Annotated in this window: 22 protein-coding genes; 3 read left to right on the forward strand and 19 right to left on the reverse strand. The window is 64.1% G+C overall.

Annotation, left to right across the window (positions count from 1 at the left end; translation table 11 throughout):
- Positions 1 to 3 precede the first annotated feature (3 nt).
- Both CH296_RS18365 and CH296_RS18370 read right to left on the reverse strand, forming a co-directional pair.
- Positions 4 to 1041, reverse strand: a complete 1038-nt coding sequence (locus tag CH296_RS18365) for a ketoacyl-ACP synthase III family protein (protein ID WP_094685446.1) — start codon at positions 1039 to 1041, stop codon at positions 4 to 6.
- A complete protein-coding gene (locus CH296_RS18370; protein ID WP_094685447.1) occupies positions 1038 to 2273 on the reverse strand; it encodes a sedoheptulose 7-phosphate cyclase in 1236 nt (411 codons plus the stop codon). Before CH296_RS18370 ends, CH296_RS18365 begins: the two co-directional genes overlap by 4 nt.
- Positions 2274 to 2442: 169 nt before the next feature.
- Here CH296_RS18370 and CH296_RS18375 point away from each other — a divergent pair, with 169 nt between their 5' ends.
- The gene (locus CH296_RS18375; protein WP_032395033.1) at positions 2443 to 3048 is read left to right on the forward strand and encodes a TetR/AcrR family transcriptional regulator; all 606 of its coding nucleotides are present in this window, start codon (positions 2443 to 2445) and stop codon (positions 3046 to 3048) included.
- A gap of 12 nt (positions 3049 to 3060) precedes the next feature.
- Here the strand turns inward: CH296_RS18375 and CH296_RS18380 are convergent, their stop codons facing one another.
- The 9 genes from CH296_RS18380 to CH296_RS18420 are packed head-to-tail and all read right to left on the reverse strand — an operon-like array spanning position 3061 to position 12380.
- On the reverse strand, positions 3061 to 4389 hold the full coding sequence (locus CH296_RS18380) for an aspartate aminotransferase family protein (protein ID WP_256980499.1): 1329 nt from the start codon (positions 4387 to 4389) through the stop codon (positions 3061 to 3063).
- 1 nt (position 4390) lies between these two features.
- A complete protein-coding gene (locus tag CH296_RS18385) occupies positions 4391 to 5335 on the reverse strand; it encodes a choline kinase family protein (RefSeq protein ID WP_032395136.1) in 945 nt (314 codons plus the stop codon).
- Positions 5336 to 5342: 7 nt separating this feature from the next.
- A complete protein-coding gene (locus tag CH296_RS18390; RefSeq protein ID WP_094685448.1) occupies positions 5343 to 6278 on the reverse strand; it encodes a phosphotransferase family protein in 936 nt (311 codons plus the stop codon).
- A complete protein-coding gene (locus CH296_RS18395) occupies positions 6275 to 7684 on the reverse strand; it encodes an amidase (protein WP_094685449.1) in 1410 nt (469 codons plus the stop codon). The genes CH296_RS18390 and CH296_RS18395 overlap by 4 nt, the downstream gene beginning before the upstream one ends.
- A gap of 10 nt (positions 7685 to 7694) precedes the next feature.
- A complete protein-coding gene (locus tag CH296_RS18400) occupies positions 7695 to 8486 on the reverse strand; it encodes an SDR family NAD(P)-dependent oxidoreductase (protein ID WP_094685450.1) in 792 nt (263 codons plus the stop codon).
- A 13-nt stretch (positions 8487 to 8499) separates the two neighbouring features.
- Positions 8500 to 9768: a M20 family metallo-hydrolase gene (locus CH296_RS18405; RefSeq protein WP_256980500.1), complete on the reverse strand. Its 1269-nt coding sequence runs from the start codon at positions 9766 to 9768 to the stop codon at positions 8500 to 8502.
- Complete coding sequence (locus CH296_RS18410; protein WP_094685451.1) at positions 9768 to 11330, reverse strand: sodium:solute symporter; 1563 nt, start codon at positions 11328 to 11330, stop codon at positions 9768 to 9770. The genes CH296_RS18405 and CH296_RS18410 overlap by 1 nt, the downstream gene beginning before the upstream one ends.
- 1 nt (position 11331) lies before the next feature.
- A complete protein-coding gene (locus CH296_RS18415) occupies positions 11332 to 11610 on the reverse strand; it encodes a hypothetical protein (protein ID WP_045199456.1) in 279 nt (92 codons plus the stop codon).
- A 5-nt stretch (positions 11611 to 11615) separates the two neighbouring features.
- On the reverse strand, positions 11616 to 12380 hold the full coding sequence (locus tag CH296_RS18420; RefSeq protein WP_179277768.1) for an inositol monophosphatase family protein: 765 nt from the start codon (positions 12378 to 12380) through the stop codon (positions 11616 to 11618).
- A 244-nt stretch (positions 12381 to 12624) separates the two neighbouring features.
- On the opposite strand from CH296_RS18420, the gene CH296_RS18425 reads away from it, so the two are divergent.
- A complete protein-coding gene (locus CH296_RS18425; protein WP_045199458.1) occupies positions 12625 to 13395 on the forward strand; it encodes a GntR family transcriptional regulator in 771 nt (256 codons plus the stop codon).
- A 46-nt stretch (positions 13396 to 13441) separates the two neighbouring features.
- Here the strand turns inward: CH296_RS18425 and CH296_RS18430 are convergent, their stop codons facing one another.
- The 7 genes from CH296_RS18430 to CH296_RS18460 all read right to left on the reverse strand — a co-directional run bounded on the left by CH296_RS18430 (position 13442) and on the right by CH296_RS18460 (position 22053).
- Positions 13442 to 15391 carry a primary-amine oxidase gene (locus CH296_RS18430; RefSeq protein ID WP_094685453.1) on the reverse strand — a complete coding sequence of 650 codons (1950 nt, stop codon included), beginning with the start codon at positions 15389 to 15391 and terminating at the stop codon, positions 13442 to 13444.
- Positions 15388 to 15765 (reverse strand): hypothetical protein, encoded by a 378-nt coding sequence (locus CH296_RS18435; RefSeq protein WP_094685454.1) that lies wholly within the window; start codon positions 15763 to 15765, stop codon positions 15388 to 15390. Before CH296_RS18435 ends, CH296_RS18430 begins: the two co-directional genes overlap by 4 nt.
- 100 nt (positions 15766 to 15865) lie before the next feature.
- Complete coding sequence (locus tag CH296_RS18440) at positions 15866 to 17491, reverse strand: long-chain fatty acid--CoA ligase (RefSeq protein WP_094647274.1); 1626 nt, start codon at positions 17489 to 17491, stop codon at positions 15866 to 15868.
- Between the two features lie 68 nt (positions 17492 to 17559).
- Positions 17560 to 18639, reverse strand: coding sequence for an alpha/beta hydrolase (locus tag CH296_RS18445; RefSeq protein WP_094685455.1), 1080 nt, complete (start codon positions 18637 to 18639; stop codon positions 17560 to 17562).
- 87 nt (positions 18640 to 18726) lie between these two features.
- Positions 18727 to 19611, reverse strand: coding sequence for a tagatose-bisphosphate aldolase (locus CH296_RS18450; RefSeq protein ID WP_094630728.1), 885 nt, complete (start codon positions 19609 to 19611; stop codon positions 18727 to 18729).
- 71 nt (positions 19612 to 19682) lie between these two features.
- Positions 19683 to 21038, reverse strand: a complete 1356-nt coding sequence (locus CH296_RS18455) for an L-fuculokinase (protein ID WP_052683681.1) — start codon at positions 21036 to 21038, stop codon at positions 19683 to 19685.
- Between the two features lie 10 nt (positions 21039 to 21048).
- Positions 21049 to 22053, reverse strand: coding sequence for a LacI family DNA-binding transcriptional regulator (locus tag CH296_RS18460; protein WP_179277769.1), 1005 nt, complete (start codon positions 22051 to 22053; stop codon positions 21049 to 21051).
- Between the two features lie 102 nt (positions 22054 to 22155).
- On the opposite strand from CH296_RS18460, the gene CH296_RS18465 reads away from it, so the two are divergent.
- Entirely contained in the window at positions 22156 to 22710 is a 555-nt protein-coding gene (locus CH296_RS18465) for an AAA family ATPase (RefSeq protein WP_052049434.1), read from the forward strand.
- Here CH296_RS18465 and CH296_RS18470 read toward each other — a convergent pair.
- Positions 22695 to 23702, reverse strand: coding sequence for a LacI family DNA-binding transcriptional regulator (locus CH296_RS18470; protein ID WP_094685457.1), 1008 nt, complete (start codon positions 23700 to 23702; stop codon positions 22695 to 22697). The genes CH296_RS18465 and CH296_RS18470 overlap by 16 nt on opposite strands.
- Positions 23703 to 23716: the final 14 nt, after the last annotated feature.

The raw sequence follows: 23716 nt of genomic DNA on the forward strand, positions 1-23716 counted from the left end.
GGTCTATCCCTTCGTGGTGTTGTCGTGGCCTGTGTACTCGACGACTGCGCATCCCCAGGTGAACCCGACGCCGATGCCGGTGAGCATGATTCGGTCACCGGGCTGCAGGGTTTCGGTGTGCCGGAGCAGGTCGAGGCCGAGCAACGGGTCGGCAGCACCGGTGTGGCCGATCTCGCGCCCGAGTTCGACCAGCGTCTGGTCGGGCTTGATCTTGAGAGGCTCGAAACACTGCTTGCGCAGCAGAACGTTGCCGAAGTTCGGGACGATCCACCTGCCGATCTCGCCGTGATGGGTCGCCGAGTCACCCAGTGCCGTTTCGGCACAACGGGACAGAGCCGCTGCGTTGCGGGACCAGAACTCGTCGATGGAGTGTGTCGCGGTGAAGCCCGCGACGCGTGCTCTCAGGTCGATGGGCCCGTCGGTGTCGTAGACCGGCATGTCCAGGCTGTCGAAGCCGCGGTGCATCTGTTCGAGGTGCGCATCGCTGACCACGGATGTCGACAGGATGCGGAACGGGCCGAGATCGGGGCCGACGACGGCGGCGGCCGCACCGTCGCCGTAGACGAGTCCGCTGTCGGACTTCCACCGGTCGAACAGTGGCATTCGCCATGCGTCGGACGCGGTCACCAATCCCTTGCCGCTTCCGTCGAACCAACGACCGATCATCTCTATGCCGACGATCGCGCCGGCACATGCGGTGCGGATCTCGATGGGCAGACAGTCGTCGATGCCGAGTTCGTTCTGGATGTACGCACCGCAGTTCCAGGCCTCCAGACCGTTGTGCAGAACGACAGCGTGTACCAGAAGATCGATCTCGTCACTGTTGATTCCGCTGTCCTGCACCGCGGCTCGGCCCGCGAGGACGGCCATGTCCGGCGCGGACTCGCCGAGGTCGGGATTCGAGACCGCGACCGACGTCTGCCCGGTCTTCTGGTGCTCGACCGAGTCGAATCGCCCCGCCGCGACCATATCGGCCGCCTGCACTCGGCTTTCGGGTAGATAGGACCCGAAGCCCTCGATGTACAGGCTGTCCCACTTCATGACGCGACCTTCGTCACCGAGACTTCACCGTTGGCCAGCCCGGTGTTCTTGCGCGCGAGAAGAGTCAGCGCGGACACGATCTCCTCGTTGGTCACATCGTTGGCGAAATGGTGTCCGCCGATACCGACGGGCAGCGGCAGTCGCTGACGTCCGTCTCGATGGCGGACGGTGTCTGCGAGTGCGGCGTCGAGCACGCCTGCGGTGGACAACACGTCGTTCCAGACGGGGAGGCCGAGCCGTTTCATCACCGTGAGAATCCGGTCCAGATCCTCTCTGCTGAGGCTTCCGCGCAGGAAACCCAGCGCGGAGGTGAGCGCCATGTCGATGCTGACGGCCTCGCCGTGCAGCAGAGCGGGCAGAGCCTCCATCTCGAGTGTGGGCGAGAACGTGTGGCCGTAGTCCACGCACCGTTCGAGGCAGGACTCCCACAGGTTGGGTTGAAGCTCCTCGAGCATGAGGTGGATCGATTCGGCAATGACCTGCGTTGCAGCAGTGTCGAGTTCGCTGCACGTACCTTGAAAATTGTCGGCGATCAGGCGTTGACCGTAGGTTTCGAGCAGCTCGAACAGGTCGACCGACTTGATCAACGCCATCTTCAGGATCTCGGCGAGACCGTTGGACAGGTGTCGGTCGTCGAGGGTGCGCAGGAATGAGCGGTCCACGTAGGTGGCGATGGCGGGGGCGTACGTTCCGAGACGGTTCTTGCCCATGCCGTAGTTGACACCCGTCTTGACGCCCACTCCGGCGTCGACGAGACCGATCAAGGTGGTGGGAATCCTGATGTACGGAGTGCCGCGCCGATAGACACTCGCGGCGAATCCGACGACGTCGAGCAGCACGCCACCGCCGACGGCGATGACCGGCTCGCGTCGTCGGTCGATACCGAATCCGTTCATCGCGTCGACGACGCGGATGACCGAGCTCCATTCCTTCACCGTTTCGTCGGCGCGCATCGGCACGAACGATGCGGCCACCCCGTGGTGCTCGAAGTATCTCCTGATGCGGTCGCCGTGGATGCGATCGACATTGGAGTCGATCACGACGAGACGTCTGTCTCCCCGGGTCAGCGGTGCTGCGCTGCAGCCGGTCAACAGCTGGGCGTTTTCCGTCTCGAAAAGGTTCCGTGCGGCGATGACGTGGTACTCGACTTGCTTCACCGCCTCGACCTTCCACGCCGAGTCGGTGTCTGCGCTGTGACTGAGTCCGAGTTTGAATGAAGCGGCACTACGCATTTCGATCCCCCTGGACGGTGATATGCACTCTCGGGCTGTATTCGCTCTCTTCCGTGCGGCGCCGAACCGAAGTTCTTGCAGAAGCGTAAGGGATTCGCTTAGTGATCGCTACAGGAGTAGAGTAGATCACAGCTGAACAGAACTGTTGCGATGTGACACAGGAGGGCCTATGGCCGGCGTGCGAGGGCAGGGGCGCAAGTTCGATGTCGACTCTGCGCTGGACAAGGCGATGTTCGCCTTCTGGGAGCACGGGTACGAGGGCACCTCGGTGTCGATGCTGACCGGTGCCATGGGCATCAACCCGCCCAGTCTCTACAGTGCATTCGGCGGCAAGGAGGGGCTGTTCTTCGCAGCGGTGGACCGCTACCTCGCTACGCGCGGTGACTTCATGGCCCGGGCGTTCGCCGAGGAGCCGCAGGCCGCCAAGCTCATCTCACGGCTGCTGTACGACGCGGCTGTGCACTACACCGACGATTCGTGTCCGGGGGGCTGTCTGATCATCAGCTCGGCCGTCGGCGTCACCGACGCCAACCGAGGCATCGCAGATCGGTTGCGGGACATGCGCAATGCCAACGTCGCGCTGCTGTCGGAGCGCATTTCGGAGAACATCGCCGACGGCATCCTGCCCCCGTCATGGGAGCCCGTCGATGTAGCGGAATTGATCGGTGTGATCATTCAGGGCATGTCCCAGCGCGCCCGGGACGGCGCAACGCGGGGTCAACTCGAACGAGTGGCCGACAGAACCTTGGCGTCGCTGGGCCCGACCGACGCCTGACAGACATTCGTATCAGGCCACGACCGCCGCGAACATGTCGAGGAACAGGTCGACGTCTGCCGATTCGATGGTCAACGGCGGTCTGATCTTCAATGTGTTTCCGTACGAACCGGTGGCCGAGATCAACACCCCGCGTTCCTTCATGGCGTTGACCACGCGCAATGCCTCGGCCGGGTCCGGTTCACCCGCCGGGTCGATGAATTCGACTCCGACGAACAACCCCGCACCACGGATGTCACCGATGGAATCGATACCAGGGGCAAGTCCTCGCAGGCCCGTCAGCATGCGCGAACCCATCGAGGCGGAGTTGGCGACCAAGTCCTCGTCGCGGATCACGTCGAGAACCGCACGGGCCGCAGCAACGGTCACCGGATTGCCACCGAAGGTGTTGAAGTAGCGCAGGTCTCGTCCGAACGACTCGGCAAACGAACTCTGCATGACCAGTCCGGCAATGGGCATACCGTTGCCCATCGGTTTGCCCATCGTCACGATGTCGGGCAGCAAGCCGTGCCGCTCGAAGCCCCACATCGAGGCGCCAAGGCGCCCGAATCCCGGCTGCACCTCGTCGGCGATCAACAGCCCACCTGCGGCGTGAACGACGTCCGCTGCAGGCTTCAGGAACGGTGTCGGCTCCGGCAAGATCCCGTCGGAGGCGAAGATCGAATCGACCATCAGTGCAGCGAAACCGACACCGCTGCAGACCAAGTCGTCGATCTGTGCCTGCACCTTCTCGGCGAACCACGTGCCCGGATCGCCGTCCACCCGGTACGCATCCGGTGCCGGAACCGTCCGCACCCACTCCGCGTCGCGGACGGACGCCGGACCCATCGACGGCGAACACGCCGCCACATCCACGGTTCCACCGTGATATGCGCTTTCGGTGACGATGATGCCCTGACGGCCGGTCGCGTGCCGTGCGATCCGGAGAGCGAGGTCGTTCGCCTCGGACCCGGTACACGTGAACATCGCCGTGCTCAGGTTTTCCGGGAAAGTGCCGACAAGATCTTCTGCGTAGCCGATCACGGCCTCGTGCAGGTACCGCGTGTGCGTGTTGATCCTCGACATCTGCCGGGTGACGGCGTCGACAACCCGGGGATGGCAATGCCCCACGCTGGCGACGTTGTTGTACATGTCGAGGTACCGACTGCCGTCGGCGTCGTAGACGTACACACCCTCGCCCCGTACCAATTCGAGCGGAGACTCGTACATCAGGTGGTAGGCCGGCCCGAGTACGCGCCTCCGGCGCTCGACCAGATCGAGCGTGCGAGTGCTGAGCCCCACGGCCGAGGATGCATCGAATCCGTTGACGCTCAGGGCTCCGACGCGATCGAGTGTGGTCACCTCACAACCCCTGCAGCCAGAACGCCCAACGCGGATCCGCCATCTTCATCCTCGCGCGGGCAAGCTTCCAGGTTCCGTACTTGTGGTAGTCGAAATCCCATGCGGTGCTGAGCTTGTGGTTCATGCAGCCCCACAGGCCCCACTTGACGTCCGCGAGGGCGCTGCACACCTGCACGCGAGAGATCATCGACCACTCGGCTTTGCCGTAGAACTCCTCGATCAATTCCATCGTCTGCTGCTCGCCGTAGAACATCTCGGTGATCATGACGGCGAGCTCGTAGGCGCGGTCGTTGTTGGATGCGAACTCGTAGTCCACCAGTTTCATCGGCAGGCCGTCGCCGATGAGGATGTTTCCTGGCATCGGGTCGTTGTGACATGCAACCAGATCCAGGCCGGACGCCAGCATCGCGTTCTTCGCCTGCCCGTACTCGGCGAGGATCAGCTCTGCGTCGCGCGGCAACCGCACACCGAGTTCGGCAACCTGATCGAGGTGTTCGTCGATCATGTCGAAGATCGTCTTCGTGATGCTGAGCTTGCTTCCCGAATGAAGCACGCGATACACATCGATCATGCCCATCGGGATCTCGGGACGCTTGAGGTCGCCGTTGGTGCACGCCCGGTAGCCTTCCAGGAATTCGATCACCTCCACCCCGGTCACCGGATCGAACAGCACCACCTCCGGCCCGATGTCCAAAGCGCCTGCCCGGCGAGCGGCTTCGTTGGCCAGTGACCGGTCGATGAACGAATCCGTCCCGGCGCCGGGGAGTTTCATGAAATAGCGCTTGGGTTTCCCTTCGACGGTGATGCGCCAATTGCTGTTCATCAACCCTCCGGGTACCGGAGCGTAGGTGATGTTCAGGCCCTCCCACTCCGCAACAGCGGCCAGAGCCTTCTCCACCTGCCGTTCGGGCTCGGTTCGGGCAGATCCCAGTGCGATCTCGTTCATGGCCACCTCAGATATTCCGTACTCGGTCGTCGAAATGGGGGTCGCGCAATCCAGCCCGCGCTCTCAGGAACTGCCAGTCGGAGAACTTCGAATACTCCTGCGTACCTGGCCTCATCGCGTCGGCATACGAGCCGATGAGGGCCCACCGCAGGGAGTCGGCGATGCCGTATACACGGGCGCGATCGAACAGCGCACTGTCGAACGATCCCCACATCATCTCGAACACCTCGCGTGCGTCGGTGTCGAACGGACGGATCTCCGCGAGCAAGGCACCGATGTCCTGCAACGGATCCATCAGCGCCGCAACGTCCCAGTCCACGAGCCGCATACCGCCGTCGTCGAGCATCAGGACATTGGAGACGTTGCCGTCGCCGTGGCAGGGGACCGCGTCGAACCCGGCACCGTCGATGCGGACTCGAGCAGGCGCGAGAGTCCGCAGCATCCAATCGAAGTCGGCCGGGAACAACCCCCCGACCTTCTCGACCAAGCCGATCATGTGCGCCAGGTCCTCGAACACCGACGCACGTCTGGTGATTCCGCTGAGCCGGTGAACGGATGTCCGCAGCGCCACCAGCTTCTCCACATTCGCGTCCTCGTCGAACAGATCGAGCGTTGCGGTCGAACACCGTCCGGTGAAGTCCTCCATGACCAGCACACCGGAGGCTGCGTCGGAGAAGAAGACTTTCGGTCCGATGCCCGTGTCGCCGGCCGCGGTCGCCGCCGAGAACGTCGCTGCGACATCGATGTAGTCGCGAGCGTGCGGTTCCGTCACTTTCACGTATGCGGCCGAGCCCGTGCCGGAGTCCGCAACCTCGGCCCGCGCCGAATACCGCTCGGAGTCCGCGCCCCACCAACTGGGGCTCGCCATGGTGGTACCTGGGTCCAACGTCAAGTCGCCCGTTGCCCAGATACCCAACTCGCTCAGTGTCTGCCGCACAGTCATCCCAGCACTCCGATCTTGTCAGCGGCCACAGCCGTCGGCCAGTTCATCTCGAATCCGCGTGCACCTTCGAGCCATTTCGTCAGCCTCAGCACCGCCTGGTCGGCGAACCGAGGTCCGACGACCTGTATCCCGACAGGCATGTGTCCGGCGAAGCCGAAACAGAGCGCCGAGGCCGGTTGCGCGGTCTGGTTGAACCATGCGGTGAAACTGCAGTGGCCCAACGGTTGTGCCGGGTCGAGCCCGACTTCCTCGGCACCGAAGCCCACTGTGGGAACGACCGGAGAAATGACGAAGTCGAATTCGGACGTCTGCGCCCGAACAGACTCCTGCGAGCGCATCACCGCATCGGTATCTCGCGTGAACTGAGCCGCCGAATACTCCGCCGCCGCCGAGGCCCACTCCGCGACCGCGGGCAGTACCTGCGATCGACGACTCTCGGGAATGGCCTCCCACTCCGTGCGCGCACGAACCTGGAACAGGCGATCCAACGCCGGGTACGGATCCACGCCGAAGATCGGCGGCATGTCGGTGACCACGGCACCCGCTGCACTCAGTTGCGTTGCGGCAGAACGCACCACGGCCTGTACGTCGTCGGAAACGGTGGGACCGTAGCCCATGTCGAGCATGACGCCGATGCGAAGCCCGGCAGGAGCGAGAACCGCGTGTATGTCGGAGGTGTCCTCGTCCGGCAGACTCCACGCGTCGCGTGGATCGGGCCTCGAGACAACGCCGTAGAGGTCGATGAGATCGTCGACGGTGCGCGCCATCGGACCGGCCGATCGCATGGTCGACGGAGCAGTGTGCGGAATGCGGCCCTGCGTCGGCTTCAATGCAACGAGCCCGCAGTGTCCCGCAGGCAACCGCACCGACCCGGCGATATCGGAACCGACAGAACCGAACCCGATGCCCGACGCCAGCGACGCACCTGCACCGGCACTGGATCCACCGGTGTTGCGCGAAGGGTCCCAAGGATTGCGGGTGATTCCGTACAGCGAGCTGACGCCGGCTGCCATCATCCCCATGTCCGGCATCGTGGTCTTGCCGACGATGACAGCACCCGCTTCCTTCAGCCGGGCGGCCGGCGGCGCGTCGACCGTGGACATCGGCAGGTCCGCATTCGCGGCGACGCCGTGCCGCCACGGCATCCCGATCGCATGGACGCTGTCCTTGATCGTCACCGGAATCCCGTCCAGGCCTCCTCGGGCACGGCCGGATACGAGTCGGTCGGTCGCGGCCGCCGCGGCTGCACGGGCACCCGACTCGTCCACGTACGCCATCGCATTGATCACGGGGTCGGTCGCCGACAGATGCTCCAGCGTGGCGTCGAGCAACTGCACGGGAGTGAGCTCACCGGTGCCGAATGCCGCACGTATCTCGGCGACGGTTTTGGTCAACATGGGATTCATCGCGTGCCTTTCATGCCGATACCGCGGTTACCGCCGGTACGACCGGAGTGCCGACGAGCCAGCCGCCGTCCACGGCCACGATCTCTCCGCAGATGTGGTCCGAGAGCGACGAGGCCAGGAACAGCACGGTGTCGGCGATGTGCTGCGGATCTGCCCACTTGCCGTTGGGCGTCTGCCCCTCCAGAGCAGCGCGGATGGACGCGTCGTAGATCGCGGTCATGTCGGTCTCGACGAAGCCGGGCGCAACGCCGTTGACGTTGATTCCCATCGGTGCATAGTCGATGCCGACCTGCCGAGTGAAGTTGACCATCGCTCCCTTCGCCGCGCAGTACCCGGCAAATCCTGGATTGGCCCGCAGGCCGCTGATCGACGCGACGTTGACGACCTTGCCGCCCCGCCCGGCGTCGACCATGTGCCGTATCGCCGCTCGGGTGCAGAAGAACGTCCCGTCCACGTTCACTGCGAAAAGTGACCGCCACGCATCGTCGGTCGTGTCGAGGACCGTTCCGGCACTGAGCACTCCGGCGTTGTTGACGAGGATGTCGATGCCCGATCGGCCCGCGACGTCCGCGAAGACCGCGTCGACCTGCCGGGAATCGGAGATGTCCAGCAGGACGGACTCGGCGGTGCCTCCCGCAGCGCGGATCAGATTCGATGTCGATGCGCCGTCGGTGCGGAGTGCGTCGCTGCGGTCGGCGATCACCACGTGCGCGCCGGCCGCCGCCAAAGTGGTCGCGACTGCGCGTCCGATGCCGCGGGACCCGCCTGTGACCAGTGCAGTCTTGCCGCTCAAATCGATCATCTGGCTCTGCTTTCTATGCTCGAGTGCGGCTGGTGGCGGCGAGTTCGGAAGATCGGCCGACTCCGATATCGCCGCGGACCATGCGCGCGACCGTCTCGGCGAGCATTTTCACGCCGTCGAGCAGGTCGCTGTCGTGGGTCAGTTCTTTCTCGCTGTGCGAGATTCCGTCGACGCTGGGGACGAACAGCATCACCGTCGGGACGACGTCCTTGAGGTTCACCGAGTCGTGGCCGGCCATCGTGAGCATCCGTCGGGACGACAATCCGAGTGCCTCGGCTGCCTCCTCCGCCAGTTCGACGCCGTCGATCTGGTAGCTCGTGGACGGCCGTAGCGCCGAGGTGTCGACGCTGACCCGCACCTCCCCGTCGGTGTTGACGGAATCGATTGCTGCAAGGAGCTTCTCGTGGGCCTGCTCGAGAACCTCGGGATCGGAGGACCGGATGTCGATGGCCATGGTGACCTTCGACGGCACGACGATGGGGGAGTTGGGTTCGACATCGAACTCGCCGACCGAGGCCAGCAGCGCCTCCTGCGGGAACTGCGTGGTGAGTTCGCGGGTGGCGAGCACGATGCGCGATGCGCCGACCAACGCGTCGTGACGCAGGGCCATATGAGTTGCGCCGGTGTGCGACTGCTCGCCGTGCACGGTGATCGAGTACTTCCGTGCGGCCCAGTTGGCGGTGACGATTCCGATCGTCGTGCCCGTGTCCGCGAGAATGGGGCCCTGTTCGATGTGGATTTCGGCGTAGGACGCGGCCTCGGGTGCATCGTCGTTGCCGTGAAACCCGATATCGGACAGAGCATCCCGCACGCTGACGCCATTGCGATCGGTGACCTTCAGGATGTTCTCGGCGTCGAACTTGCCGATGAAGACCCCGCTTCCCATGAGGCTGGGCGAGAAACGGGAACCTTCCTCGTTGAACCAGTTCACCACCGCGAGGTTGAATTGTGGAGCGACCGAGCCCCGTTCGACGCATTCCGAGACCTCGTACGCGGCGTGTGCCGCGGCGAGGACCCCGTAGGCCCCGTCGTACTTTCCGGCCGTGGGCTGACTGTCGAGATGCGAGCCGACGAGGACGTACGGTGCGCCGGGAACCAACTCGACGGTGCCGTACATGTTTCCCACCGCGTCGACGGTGGTGGTGAAGCCGTGCCGGTCGAACCAGTCGGCAAGGAACCGCCTGGTTCGACCGTCGTCCGCGGTCGCTGCCTCGCGGTGCACGCCGCCGGCGGCGGTGGCACCGAACTGCGACATCGCGGCGAAATCGTCGAGAAAGGTCACTAGATCTTCTCCGGTGCGGGGTTGGCGGCCAGTTCTTCGATCCGGTCCTCGAAGGACAGGTCGACCGGTGCTGTGCGGGTAGGACGCTTGCCGACCGCGAACATCTCGTCGACGCGTGCCTTCTCCTCGGCCGTGATTCCGGTGACCTTGGAGACGATGAGGAAGACGGCCAGGTTGACGGCCATGCCGACGACTCCACCGGTGAGGCTGCCCAGTCCGACGATGTCGTCGGGGAAGATCGCGGTGAGCACCAGGGCGACGGTGAAGCCGGAGATCATTCCGGCGACTGCGCCCTTACCGTTGCCGCCTCGCCAGAAGATGCCGAGGAACAGTGGAATGGCAAGCTGCACAACGCCTTGGTACGAGATCTGCGCGAGGAGTTGCAGGCGCGTCATGTTGAAGGTGGCGTAGGCGACGATGGCCGCCGCTGCCATGAACGCGAGCATGCTCGTCTTGGCCACCTTGGTGAGCTGGCTGTCGGAGAGTTTGCGCTTGTCGGAGTTGACGATGTCGTTGGCGATCTGCAGTCCGCAGACCTGCACGCTGCCGTCGATGTGGCCCATGGATGCGGCGAACACCATGGTGGCGGCGAGTCCCAGAAGCCACGTCCCACCGTAGCTCTCGGCAATGGTGAACCAGCCGGTCTGCGGTGAATCGGCGACGGCGGGAATGACCGTGCCTGCGATTCCGACGAGCATGAGCAGTGAGTAGAAGACGCCGGAGATCAGCACGGTGCGGATGGTGCCGGACTTGACTGCCCGGACACTGGATGCGGTGTAGATCCGCTGAAAACTCGTCGGCCCGCAGAGGGATCCGACGACACCGGTGAAGATGAGGGCGAAGAGGTAGAACGGGCCGTAGGAGTCGCCGTCGCCGGGGACGCGGAGATACTGGTCGGCGACGTCTCCCAGAGTCGAGAAGCTGATCGGGCCGCCGGCGACACCGGAGAGCAGGATCAGGCAGAGTGCTGCGGAGAAGACATACGCGACGATGCCTTGGAACATGTCGGTCATGATCAACCCGCGCATGCCCATCTTGACGGTCCAGTACTGACGGATGACGATGACGGCCAGGCCGACGAACAGGCACGTGGTGACCGACCATGCTCCGGCACTGGCGATCTGGAAGACCTCGCCGAGTGCCTGCATACCGAGTACCACCCAGGGGAAGAGCGAGACGATACCGATGACGCTGGCGACGATCTTGGTGCCGCGGGAGTTGAAGCGCAGGCCGAGCAGGTCGGGCTGTGAGCGGAGGTTGTACTTCGCGCCCCATCGCCAGGCGCGGGTGGCCATGAAGTACATCATGGCGACACCGAGGCTGGAGTAGGCGAGGCCGTACATGCCGAATACGCCTGCGCCGCTGGCGAGTCCGAAGAACGCGATGAACACAGAACCCGGCCACCACGAGTTGACGTAGCTCATCGCGACATACCAGGGGCCGTAGCTGCGACCGCCCACCGAGTACTCGTCGAACGTCGGGGAGGTTTTCTGTTGAGTGGTGTACAGAATGAAGATGACGACGGCGTAGAAGACGCCGAGCATTCCCAGCATGATCAACATGTCATTCTCCAGTCAGCGGTGCGGTAGCGGGAAGGAGGTCCTCGTCGAGTTCGCCTCGGATGTCCTCGACGATGTAGAGGCCCCACAGGGTCAGTCCGAGCACGACCCCGTTGATCAGCCAGTACATGATGGCGAACGGGATACCGAGGATTTCGTAGCGAATTCCGCTGCCCCACATGTAGAGCGGTGGGAACAGTGCGAAGAGCAGAGCGAGAGCGTAGGTACCGCCGAAGAACGTCATGATGCTCTTTCGGCTCAGGCCGCGAATGTACTCTTTCATGTGCGTCATCCTTGGTTGACTATTTTGAGAACCGAGTCGTGAATTACGCCGTTGGTCGCAATCCCGTTGCCTTTGTCGAAGTCTCGCGCTCCGTCGAGCGAGGTGAAGGTGCCGCCGGCTTCCTCGATGATCACCGGCATGGGGGCAAGATCGTAGATCTGCGTCGTGTAGTCGACCACGGCATCGGCCTGGCCGCTCGCGACCATCATGTAGCCGTAGGCGTCGCCCCAGGTGCGTAGTACGGCACCCGTGGCGTGGAGGTCGACGATGGTATCCGGGTGCCAGTCCTCGAGCCAGGTTGCCATCACGTAGGCACCGTCGAGATCGGTCCTGCTCGAAACATGCACCTGCTCACCATTTTTCCAGCACCCTTTGCCGCGCTCGGCGTGCATGAGGACGTCGACGCTGGGTAGGTTGATGGCACCGAAGACGATCTCGTCGCCTTCCTCGATCGCAATCAGGTTGGCGTACAGAGGAACTCCGTGCACGAACGATTTGGTGCCGTCGATCGGGTCGACGATCCAGCGGTAGTCGGAGGTGCCGCCGGTTTCACCGAACTCCTCTCCGAGAAAGCCGTCGGTGGGGAAGTGCTCGGCGACGCCGGCTCTGATGTGCGTCTCGATATCGCGATCCGCCTGTGTAACAGGGGAACCGTCCTGTTTCTGTTCGACGGTGAGGCCTGAGGTGTCGAACCAGCGACGAGCGATCTCGCCCGCCGAGCGGGCGAGCTCCACGCCGAGAGCGGCGCGTGCCGACCTGGAATCCTCCACGGTGTTGCACCCTTCGGTAGATGTTGCGTTCTCGGGTAGGTGCAACGATGGGCGTAGACCATTTCTGGTTTTCTCGTCGATACGTGAACGTCGTGTAACGCATGACCTGGTTGCGGGTCATAGGACACCCGCCGTGTTAATCGTGCGTTAATGCCCAGGTCGAGGGGTGTTGCGCGGGCCTGATTGAAGATTGAATGGACACTGCAGTCATTCCAGGAGAAATCGAGGTGGTCCGGTGCTGTTGATGGAACAGACGCACGCGGCGCTTCTTCGGCTGGCGGCCGAGCTCGAATCGCGCTCCGTTGCCCGGTTGCCTCCCGAACGCGAACTGGCCGAGCGGCTCGGCACGTCGCGGACGACACTGCGCAAAGCGCTGGATCTCCTCGAACGCGACGGTGTCATCCGACGGACGAAGGGTAGGGCAGGCGGTGCCTTTCTGACCTCGGTGACACCGGGTTCGTCCTCGCCGGAAAGTGCGCAGTCCCTCTGTCAGAGCCGGCGACTGCTCCGAAGCCTCAACACCGTCAAGGGCGTCCCACAGATGCTGCACGAGCAGGGATTTCGAGACGGGACCAAAGTCATCTCGGCGCGCATCGCCGAGCCGAGCCCGGAGGCGGCGCAGGTCCTGGGAGACGGACCGGTGGTGTCGTTGCTGCGGCTGCGCTTCGCCGACGGCGACACGCTGTCGCTGGAGCAGATGTATCTCAGCGACAGCATCTGTGGCCGAGTTCTGGAGACTCCGTTGGACTCGGTGTACGAGGCTCTGCGTACCCGGCTCGGCGTATCGGTGTGTATGGCAGACGAATCCATCGAACTGGCGACGATCAGTGCGCCCGCGGGCTCGCTGCTCCGCCAACCCGAGGGAACACCCATCCTGAAACTCGAACGCATCGGATACGACCAGTCCGAACGACCCGTCGAATATTCCGTCGACCTGTTCCGAGCCGATCGAACGCGATTGAGTGTGCGCACCTCGTCGCTGGTGAGTGCCTCGGTCACCGAGACTGCGACCTAGACGCGTAGGCCCGGAGACCGCGGTCCCCGGGCCTGGACGCGGACAATTACTCCTTGCAGCAATGCGCGGCGGGCTTCGGCGTCTCCGGTGCCAGATCCAGCATCGGATTGCCGTCGAAGAACCCCGTGGGCTTGAGGTGCAGACTCACATGACTGACCGGCATCACCGGCCAATCCTCGGGGCGCACCACATGGTGTGCGGCGATCGTGGGCCAGATGACCAGGTCGGCGTTCTCGAGGGAACGGTCACCGCTCGTGTACTTCACCAGCCCGTCGGGTCCCGGATTCTGGGCCACGTACTCACCGGCCGCATAGCGCTCCCGTTCTGCGTACGGCGTCGCCCACAGGTGCTTGGTGGCGAACCCGCCTCGGCGCGCCTGCTGCGAACCTGGCTGTGCCAGAGGCAGAGCGACCGCACCGGACGGCTCGATCTTGTACCCGATGTGCCCACCGAGCTTGTTCTTCTTGTCCGCGTTGGCAATCAACCAGGAACGAGCCCGGAGTGGATCGGCGACGCGTTGCGCTTCTGATTCGCGGGTGAGCTGTCGTTTGGTCTGACGCCAGGCGTTGCCGTGGGGATTGTCCGGCCCGGCGGGTACGGCCTCGGCTTCGAGCTCGTAGAGGTTGTTGCGTGCCCCATCCACGTTCATGTCCAGACGAACACTGAAGAAGTGTTGATGATGCGGCCCATAGAGACCGGGCGCGACAAGAGTGCCGAACTCGGGGACCGTGCCCGGCTCGATCGCACCGGTGGAGATGATGCCGGTCAGCTTGATCTCGAACTCGATGGACCCGTCGAGATACAGATGCCAGTAGAAGCCGTAGTCGTAATTGCCCACGGTGGCGAAGAACGAGACGACGAGACGACGGTTGCGTCGGACCTGGCCTACGTTGTCGCGAAAGTCGGTGTGCTTCCAGCCGATGCTGTAGTCCTCCTCGTGCATGCAGATCGCGTTCGGAAGTTCGATCGGCTGACCGTCCTGATCGTTGACGTACGCGTCGAAATAATGGATCTCGCCGAGGCAATCACAGCCCAGCTGAAGCGAATTGGCGAGAACGCCGAGCCCGTACTCGCCCTCGTCGAACACGTTCTTGTTCCACTGGCTGTCACCCGGATCGCCGTACGGTACGTACATTTCCGACAGCGACGCCCGATGGATGACCGGGCGTAGAGTTCCGCGATCGACGTATCCGACATCGTGCAGCACGAGACCCTCCCGCGGCGTGAAGCCAACGCGCAAGCGCCAATTCGCCCACTCGACGTAGTGGCCGTCCACCGTGAACGACGGACCGTCGGGTTGAGTGATCTCGATCTTCTTCATCGATGCCCGCTGCTGCGCGAACTCCGGGACGTTGCCGGGACGTTCGTAGAATCCGGGTAGGTAGTTGCCTGGCGTGTGTGGGATGGGGACGACGCCGGTATCTGCGACGTCGACGACCTCCATCGTGTCCATATCGACCGTCACGACGAGGTTCTCGACGGGCCGCGCGTAGCCGTTCTCCTGCGCTTCGCTTCGTACGAACGTCAGTGGCCGGGCGAGGCGTCGACCGCCGGGGTTGTCGCCCGCCATGGTGTGGCCGCTGGCCCACTTGTCCACCATCGCCAGCGAGAAGTCGGTGACACCACGCTTGACCATCGCTTCCTGCCACCGCGGGTCCGCCTTGATGACCTCCTCGCAGCGAAGGAACTCCTCCAGCGTGATGGGCGGCTGGGCGTCGGCGATCTCGGTGTAGCTGATCAGGGCGTCGTGGGTGAGCGAGACAACGGCCTCGAAAGTGGCATGGGCGTCACGGTCACGCAGGACGACGAATGCTCGACGGTCCGTCTCCGAATGCTGAAGATCAGTTTTCGTCGGCTCCAGCAGTTCGATGTAGACGAAGCGTGCAGCGGAGGTCAGGTTCCGCTCGCGGACGACTATCGCCGACGTCCTCGAAATCTCCTGCGGGCTCAGCGGTTCGAGGGGATGAACAACAACGGGCGCAAAGGTATCGGTCATCGAGGCTCCTGCAGTCGGTGATGAAGAAGTTCCGGCGGAATGCCGCGCGTGCGAACGAAAACCACGACGGCGGCGAGCGTGAGTTCGACCGCCGCGAGAATCGAGGCCGCGGAGGCACCGCTGACAGCGTCGGTCACGACAGGCTGATGGTGCCCTGATGGACTGGAGGCATGTGCAAGTAGCATGACGGCACTCGATGCCGCCATCACTACCCACGCGCGATTGTTCGTCGACCGCCACAGATCGGCGGCGCACACAACGCACACCACCGCCATGGCGGTCACCAACATGCCCGACGCGCCGCCGACGCCCATTCTCAGATGCAGAACGGCCGATATCACCGCGAGTGCCGATGCACAACGGTTGATCAACACAGTTCGCCACTTCCCGCCGTCGCTGTCCGTTACGACGCTAGGGGTAGACCATTACTGGTATTCGCAGTTCGCGTGAGGAACGTGTAACTCACCGAACGGATCAGACCAGCTCGATGACCTCCAATGCACCGTCGGCATGGGAGCTCCGCAGCCTCTTCTTGTCGTATTTGCCGACACTGGTTTTCGGGACCTCGTCGATGAATGTCCACCGCTCCGGCAGCTGCCAGTGCGCCACCCGGCTGTCGAGGAATTCCTTGAGTTCCTCGGCAGTGACCGATGCCCCCTCGCGAACGACGACGGCTACCAAGGGCCGCTCGTCCCACTTCGGGTCGGGCACGCCGATGACCGCGGCCTCCCGCACGGCCGGATGTCCCATCACCTGGTTCTCGAGCTCGACCGAGGAGATCCATTCACCACCGGACTTGATGATGTCCTTGGAGCGATCGGTCAGGCGCAGGTACCCGCCCTCGGAGATCGTTCCCACGTCACCGGTGCGCAGCCAACCGTCGTCGAACTTGTCGTCGGCGTCGGCGCGGTAGTAGCTGCCGGTGATCCACGGGCCACGCACTTCGAGTTCCCCGACGGTCGCACCGTCCCATGGCAACACCGTGCCTGCATCGTCGACGAGTCGCGCCCGGACTCCGGCGACGAATCTGCCTTGCGTACAGCGCAAGTCGAATTCGTCCTCCGGCGACAGGCCCGCATCGGGCTTGCCCGAGGTGCCCAGCGGGGAGGTTTCGGTCATGCCCCACGCCTGAGAGATGTGCACTCCGTACTTCTCGTGGAACGCCCGCATCAGGCTCGGGGGGCACGCGGCACCGCCGACCACCACGTCACGCAGGCTCGACAGATCCGCCGGGTGCTCGTCGAGATGAGCGAGCAGGGCCTGCCAGATGGTCGGAACCGCTGCTGCGGCCGTTGGACGCAGCGTCGACATCATCTCCGCCAGCGGTGCCGGCTGCAGAAACCTGTCGGGCATGATCAGCGACGCACCGACCATCAGCGCCGCATACGGCAAGCCCCAGGACATCGCGTGGAACATCGGCACGATGGCCAACACCTTGTCGGACTGCGCAATCGCCATCGCGTCGGTCATACACGCTTGCATCGAGTGCAGGTAGATGGAGCGGTGCGAGTACACCACGCCCTTGGGATCACCGGTGGTGCCCGAGGTGTAACACATTGCGGCAGCTGATCGTTCGTCGAGCTCCGGCCAGTCGAACTCCTCCGGCTTGCCTCCGAGCAGGTCCTCGTAGCCGAGCACCTCGATGCCGTCGGGTGCGGTGACCTGTGCCGGGTCGACGCCGACGACGATGAGGTGCCGCACGGTCTCGAACGTCGGCAGCAACGGCGTCAACAGGGGGAGCAGACTTGCGTCGGCGATGATGACCTGGTCCTCGGCATGGTTGACGATGTAGGTGAGCTGCTCGGGAAAGAGCCGAATGTTCAGTGTGTGCAGCACAGCGCCCATCGCGGGAATCGCCATGTAGGCCTCCATGTGCGGGGCGTTGTTCCACATGAACGTTCCGACGCGCTGATCGTCGTCGATGCCGATCGACCGCAGACCGTGCGCCAGTTGCGCTGCCCGCCTGCCCAATTCCCCGAAGGTCACCGTGGTCGGACCGGTGTCGGTCCAGGTGGTGATCTCGGCCGAGGAGTGAATGGACGTCCCGAATCGAACCAGCTGGCCGATGGACAATGGGGTGTCCTGCATGGTGCTCTTCATCGATCTCGCTCCTGAAGTCTCGGCATACACATCGTTGTGCTGCGCGTCACACCATGCACGATACGGACTTACTCGGACGCGTGGTCTCGGGTACCTCGGATTCGTGCGTCGACCTCGCGAACGATGTCCTGAAAGATCTCCGACGCAGGGTCGATGACGGCGAAATGGCCCCCAGGTCCTTCGATCGAGGCGACCGAATCCGGGCCGGCCGACGCGGCGGCGTAGTACGCCCGGCTGATCTCGAGCAGGTTGGGGTCGTCGTCGAGTGCACTCACCACAAGCTGCGGGACGCCGAGCGGAAGCCTCGAGATGGGCGACGATTTCTCGTACGTCTCCTGCGCACCGGCGAATCGTGCGCCGATCGCGTTCGACACTGCCCCTTCGCCGAGCCACCGCTCGTCCCCGACCCGCAGATCGAGTACCCCGGCCAGACTCACTGCGAGAGCGGGTGTCCCAGGCTTTCCTGCGGAATCGGCCGCAAGCTGCAGCGCGAGTTGGCCGCCGGCCGAGTGGCCGAAGAGAACTGTTCGAGACAGGTCCAGATCACCGGGCGCAGTGTTCAGCGCAGCGAGGGCCGCGGCCACGTCCCCGGTCATCGTGTCCCAGCCGTGTTCGTCGGGTCGACGATATTCGATGTTCCAGGTGGCATAGCCACGTGCCGTCAGATCGACGGCCATCGCGTCCATCAGATCGAATTCCCATCGCGAACGCCAATACCCACCGTGGATCAGCACGGCGACAGGGAACGGACCGTCGCTCTCGGGCACCCGCAGCTCGACGCGTTGTTCCGGGTGATCCCCGTAGGACAGGATCGTTCCGGGGTGGAAGCGGTGGAAATACACGCTGTCGATCGCGAATCGCAGACCGTCGAGTCCACGGCCGCGAATATGAGTGCGTATGCCCGGTGATCTGTCCGGAGTGCACTGACCCAGATCGACCCGAACTGCACTGCTGTACGGCGACGTATCGATCGGGATTCCGTCACCTGGAACGACGATCGCCTCGTCGGAACTGGTTGCGGCATCGACGATGTCACCGGTCAGGCCACGAGCAGCGAGAGCCCGGTTCGCCAGTTCCTCCGCCGTCGCGAGATCGGCGAAGACTCCGGGAGCGGCAACGATATGGATGTGTCTCGAAACGTCGGTCATGGGTTCACGCTACCCAGAACGGCGTCGACCGAGCCCGGGACGGTGCGTCCGGACTCGGTCGAAGAACGTGCAGTCGAAGAATGCGGATCAGTTGTCGACGGCCTCGTTCAGTTCGCGCAGGCGGGGGAGTGCGCGGTTGGTGAGCAGGTCCTCGCGGGTCGCGGCGGAGACGGCCATGCTGTCCTTCCACAGTGACCGGCCGGCCATCGCGCCGCGCGCGCCGTTCGCTACAGCGACGCGTACCTGCTCGATGAACGTCTCGTGGTCGACGCCTGCCGAGAGCACTGCCCACGGAACACCCTGTGCCGCTTCGGTAACGGCGGCGCAGGCCTCGGCGGAGCCGGGGTAGGGGAGCTTGAGGACCTTGGCACCGCATTCGACCGAGATGCGGGTGGAGTCGGCGATGATCTTGCCGAAGCCTGCCTTGTAGTCCTCGTCCGATTCGCCCTCGAGCTTGTAGGTCAGGATTTCGACGATGAGCAGCAGGCCTTCGGCGGAGCACGCCTTGACGAGGTCGCGAATCTCCTCGGCGACACGGGAATCGACGCCCTGCCGTTCGGGACGCATGTAGAAGAGCATCTTGGCGACATCGCCACCCAGGTCGCGTACGACGCGCGGGGTGACGCCGTCGACGTACCGGGTGTAGCGCAGGCCGTCGGTCTCCTCGAAGCCCGAGGCGTCCATGCCGACCACCAGCGCGGTGCCCCGCGAGAGCACACCCTCGTCGACGATCTTGGGCAGTGCGACCTCCGGGTCGAGCAGGATCGCCGGGGCGTGATTGCCGAGGTAGCGAACCAGATCGGCCTTGGCGTCGGCGAGCTGCTCGAACGTGACCGAACCGGGCCCGTCGGGAGCGTCCGTCATGACCGCCTTCATGCCGTTGCGTTGATCTCCTGCGACGATGAGCATGTTGCCGTCGGCGGTGGAGATTGCGGCCATTCCGCGACGTTCGAGTGTGGTCAGTTCGTTCATTGTTCTCTCCTGGTGCTGGGTTGGGGTCGAGAGCGAGCGAGACAACGTTGTCTCACTGCAGAAATGTGGGCTCAGATTTCTATGAGCGTCAGTAGTCGCGCCGCGAACAACGCTGCGCCGTAGGCGGTGTCCTGGGCGCGGGTGGAGACCGAGACATCGGGGAGCACCTGCGCGCGGGCATCTCGAACGCTGGCCATGCTCGCCCAGCCGCCGGTGAGCAGCGTGGAACGGGCCGGGGCAACCTCCGCGTCGAGGGCGGCGATGAGCCGCGCGATCTCGTCGTTGCCGTGCAACAGAATCGAACGGAACAACTCCGCCGCGTTCACCCCGTCCGTCCGCACGGTGATCGACAGAACCCCGTCGTCGTTGCGGGCTCCGGCGATGTCGATACCGCCGTCGGTGGACGGTCCACCGGCAGGCAATGCGCACACCCGCTGATCGAGCAGGTCACGCCCGGCGCGGTCGGTGATGTCGCACAACTGCAACGCCCGTCGCATCAACAGCCCGGTCTTGACTCCGGCGACGAGTACGTGTTGGCCCGGAACCACATGCCGCACCGAATTGATCAGATGATCGGCCAGACGGCTTCGTGCATCGGGCGTCAGCGGAGCGTCGAGCACTCGCAGCAGCACCTCGGCGGTTCCCATCGACACGTGATAGCGGTCGTTGGGGATTGCCCCACCCGATACGGCGGAGACGAGGTGGTCATGGCCGGCCACGGTCAACCGTGCCCCCGCGATGGCGTCGGGGAGGGCGGGTCCGGTTGCCGTTCCCAGATCCGTGCCCGCATCGACGAGAGGCGGGATGAATTCGGCCCCGACGCCCAAGTGCGTCAACATTTCCGACCACGGCTCGCCGGTGTCCTGATCGAGCAGGCCGGTTCGGGAACCGAGTGAGTAATCGGCCACCGCGCGGCCACCGAGGGACAGCACGACGAACTCGGGAAGGTTGAACCATCGCAGTCCGGCCAGCTTCAGTCCGTTGTCGCGCAGGTGCGCGATCTTGACCACCGACACCTGGACACCGACGGGAAGGCCTGTCTTCCCGGCGAACCGGTCACGTAGATCCTGGGGTAGTGCGTCGACCTGCTGTTGCCCTCGGGGATCGAACCACGCGAAGGCCGGCGCTCGGACAACGTTGTCTTGATCCAGAAGGAAGCCCGTCTCACCCATTCCGGACACTGCGATCGCATCGATGCGCGACGCGGGATCGCCGGTCACCTCGGGCAGTCGGCGCGCGACGGCCTCGAGCAGATTCGCGATGGTGGCGAGCAAGTCCTCGGCCGCGAGATCGGTGGTACCGCCCGGGCCGTGACGCCACGGTGTCGGACTCTGTTCGATGAGCATTTCGGTGCCGGCATCGTCGGTGACGAGTACTTTGACGCCGGTGCTCCCGAGGTCCAGTCCCGCAACAAGTCTGGGGTTCACGGAGTTGGTCTCATTTCTGTACGGGTAGGGGGAGTGCGTGCGAGAGTCTTTCCACCAACGTGGTGGGCGCGATCTGTTGCTCCGGTTCGAGGTAGGGATCGTCGAAACGCTGCACCAGCCGATCGAACGCGAGTGTGCCGATGCGATACGGGTCTTGGTCGATGCACGTCACCGATGGACTGACGGCATCGGCGAGCGAGAAATTACCGAACGAGACCATCGCCACGTCGGTGCGATCCATCTCGTGCAGCACCGATACCACGGCCGTCGCATGACGTGCGTTGGCGACGAAGAAGGCGGTCGGCGGATTGCGTAGTGCCAGTAGCTTCTTCACCACGGGCCGTACCGAATCGGCGGCGTGCGACACCGGGGGAGCAAGTGCCACGTCCGGCTTCTGGCCGAGGTTCGCGAGAACATCGAAATACGCCTCACGGCGCAACTGCGCGGTCTGCAGTCGATCGTCGAAGCCGAGCAACGCAATTCGGGTGTGCCCGCCCTCGACCAGTTTCTCGACGGCTCGTTTGGCAGCGCCGTAATCGTCGACGATGACCGAATCGAATCCCGGGATGGAACGGTCGATGGTCACCGTGGGCAATGTTCGACGCCGAGGCACGAGGAAGTCGCTGTGATCGCCGACCGGCGCGAGAATGATGCCGCGCACGTGTTGACCGGCCAGCAGGGCCAGCTGGTCACGTTCGCGCTGGGCGTCGAACCCGGTGCTGCCGACGATGACGGCGAGTCCGTGTTCGAGTGCCCGATCCTCGACCGCACTGACCAGGGAAGCGAAGAACACGTCGTCGATGGAGTCGACGACGATGCCGATGGTGTTGCCCGATCCCGATTTCAACGAGCGCGCGGCCGAATTGGGGACGTAGTTCAGCGTCTGCACCGCGGCCTCGACGCGTTCGCGCAACTCGGGCAAGACGGTGTCCACGCCGTTGACGACGCGGGAGACGGTCTTGAAGCTGACGCCTGCCAATGCGGCGACGTCTTTGATGCTTGCGCGCTCGGTCACGTGAACTCTCGATCGGAAGGATTGCGTTTCGCTGTAGCAAGGTGCGAGACAACGTTGTCTTGTATGATTGCCGCTATGCCTCATGTCTGTCAAGACGTTTCCGTGATCGATCGGGATCGACTGCCGGTCCTGCTCGTCGCGGGTGCTGCCGGGAGTGGAAAGACCACCCTGGGACGCGAGCTGGCGCGCCGTTTCCGCATCCCCTTGCTCGACCTCGACACCCTGACGAATCCGCTTCTCGATCAGCTGGATTCGGTGTCGGTCGGCCCGCACTGGAACAGTCCAGGGCCGCACTCGGAGCAGATTCGAGCCGGCCGATATGCAGTATTGCTGGCCGCTGCCACCGATCTCGTTGACATCGGTCAGCGGCCGGTCCTCGTGGCTCCGTTCACCCGTGAGCTGACCGGTGGCGCGGAATGGGAGCAGCTGATCGCGCAATTGGCACCGGCCGCAACGTCGGTCGTGCACGTGGACGGCTCGCCGGAACTGCTGGCGCGTCGACGGGCCGCCCGTGGGGCAGAGCGCGACGCACATCGGCCGTCGGATACTCCGGCGGAGAAGCCGCGTGTTCCTCATCTACGGGTCGATGCCGAGCTGTCCACCGAGAAGCAGGTAGAGCTGGTCGCGGGAACTCTCGAGGGCTACGTGCAGCGGTGATCGCTTCCGGGCGTGCACGATCGACGTTCGATCAGCTCGACCCCGAGTATGTTGCGCCGCTTGAAGCGCTTGCCGGGATTCTCGATTCGGCCCAGTAGCCGCTCGATGGCCAACCGGCCCAGCCGAGCAGGATTCTGGTCGATCACCGTCACCGGTGGCATCACGGCATCGGCAAGGGGAAAGTCGCCGAATCCGACGAACGCCAGATACAGCAAGTTCATCTGCTGCAGAACGGGGACACATGCCATGGCCACGCGTGCGTTGGAGAGAAACAGCGCTGTCGGTGGATTGTCGAGCGCGGTCAGTGCGGTCAGGGCGCTGCGTGCATCGTCGCGGCCCATGACGCCGAGCGCAACGAGGGATTCGTCGAACTCGATTCCTCGGGACTGCAACGACTCTCGATACCCCTTCAGCCGATTTCGGCTGGTAGGAATGTTGGCACTGTCCCCGATGACCGCGATCCGAGTGTGGCCGAGTCGTAGCAGATGATCGGTGGCCAGCACCGCCCCACCGTGATCGTCGTCGACGAAGCTGTCGGCCTTGAGGCCATCGGGTCCGCGATCGACGAAGACCGTGGGAGTCTTGTCGATCCACCGCTCCAGATAGCCGTGGTCGGCACCCGTGGGTGCAATGATCAAGCCGCTCAACTGCCTCCGCAACAGTGACTCGACCAGCGCCTGCTCCTGATCACCGTCGTGGCCCAGGCTGGTGACCAGCACGGCCATGTCGTCCTCACGGGCGCGCTCCTCCACCGCGCGTGCGATGGAGGAGAAGAACGGATCGTCGATGTCGGGCACGGCCACACCGATTGCCGCGGCTTGACCGTTGCGAAACGACGTCGCCATCGTGTTCGGAACGTAATTGAGCGAGTTCAGGGCATCGGTGACGCGAGCGCGCGTGTCGGGGTCGACGTGCGGGTCGTTGTTGTACACCCGTGAGACGGTCTTGGCGCTGACTCTGGCCAGCGCCGCGACATCCTGCATCGTGGTCATGATCTACCCCCGTC

It is taken from the genome of Rhodococcus sp. 14-2496-1d, from assembly GCF_002259365.1.
Lineage (GTDB): Bacteria > Actinomycetota > Actinomycetes > Mycobacteriales > Mycobacteriaceae > Rhodococcoides.

Bases quoted from the DNA above. Each gene is read 5' to 3' on its own strand.
- CH296_RS18395 (WP_094685449.1), bottom strand. From the start codon at position 7,684: ATGAATCCCATGTTGACCAAAACCGTCGCCGAGATACGTGCGGCATTC.
- CH296_RS18430 (WP_094685453.1), bottom strand. From the start codon at position 15,391: ATGACCGATACCTTTGCGCCCGTTGTTGTTCATCCCCTCGAACCGCTG.
- CH296_RS18450 (WP_094630728.1), bottom strand. From the start codon at position 19,611: ATGAACGAACTGACCACACTCGAACGTCGCGGAATGGCCGCAATCTCC.
- CH296_RS18415 (WP_045199456.1), bottom strand. From the start codon at position 11,610: ATGAAAGAGTACATTCGCGGCCTGAGCCGAAAGAGCATCATGACGTTC.
- CH296_RS18410 (WP_094685451.1), bottom strand. From the start codon at position 11,330: ATGTTGATCATGCTGGGAATGCTCGGCGTCTTCTACGCCGTCGTCATC.
- CH296_RS18370 (WP_094685447.1), bottom strand. From the start codon at position 2,273: ATGCGTAGTGCCGCTTCATTCAAACTCGGACTCAGTCACAGCGCAGAC.
- CH296_RS18375 (WP_032395033.1), top strand. From the start codon at position 2,443: ATGGCCGGCGTGCGAGGGCAGGGGCGCAAGTTCGATGTCGACTCTGCG.
- CH296_RS18385 (WP_032395136.1), bottom strand. From the start codon at position 5,335: ATGAACGAGATCGCACTGGGATCTGCCCGAACCGAGCCCGAACGGCAG.
- CH296_RS18365 (WP_094685446.1), bottom strand. From the start codon at position 1,041: ATGAAGTGGGACAGCCTGTACATCGAGGGCTTCGGGTCCTATCTACCC.
- CH296_RS18390 (WP_094685448.1), bottom strand. From the start codon at position 6,278: ATGACTGTGCGGCAGACACTGAGCGAGTTGGGTATCTGGGCAACGGGC.
- CH296_RS18470 (WP_094685457.1), bottom strand. From the start codon at position 23,702: ATGACCACGATGCAGGATGTCGCGGCGCTGGCCAGAGTCAGCGCCAAG.
- CH296_RS18440 (WP_094647274.1), bottom strand. From the start codon at position 17,491: ATGAAGAGCACCATGCAGGACACCCCATTGTCCATCGGCCAGCTGGTT.
- CH296_RS18425 (WP_045199458.1), top strand. From the start codon at position 12,625: ATGGAACAGACGCACGCGGCGCTTCTTCGGCTGGCGGCCGAGCTCGAA.
- CH296_RS18400 (WP_094685450.1), bottom strand. From the start codon at position 8,486: ATGATCGATTTGAGCGGCAAGACTGCACTGGTCACAGGCGGGTCCCGC.
- CH296_RS18445 (WP_094685455.1), bottom strand. From the start codon at position 18,639: ATGACCGACGTTTCGAGACACATCCATATCGTTGCCGCTCCCGGAGTC.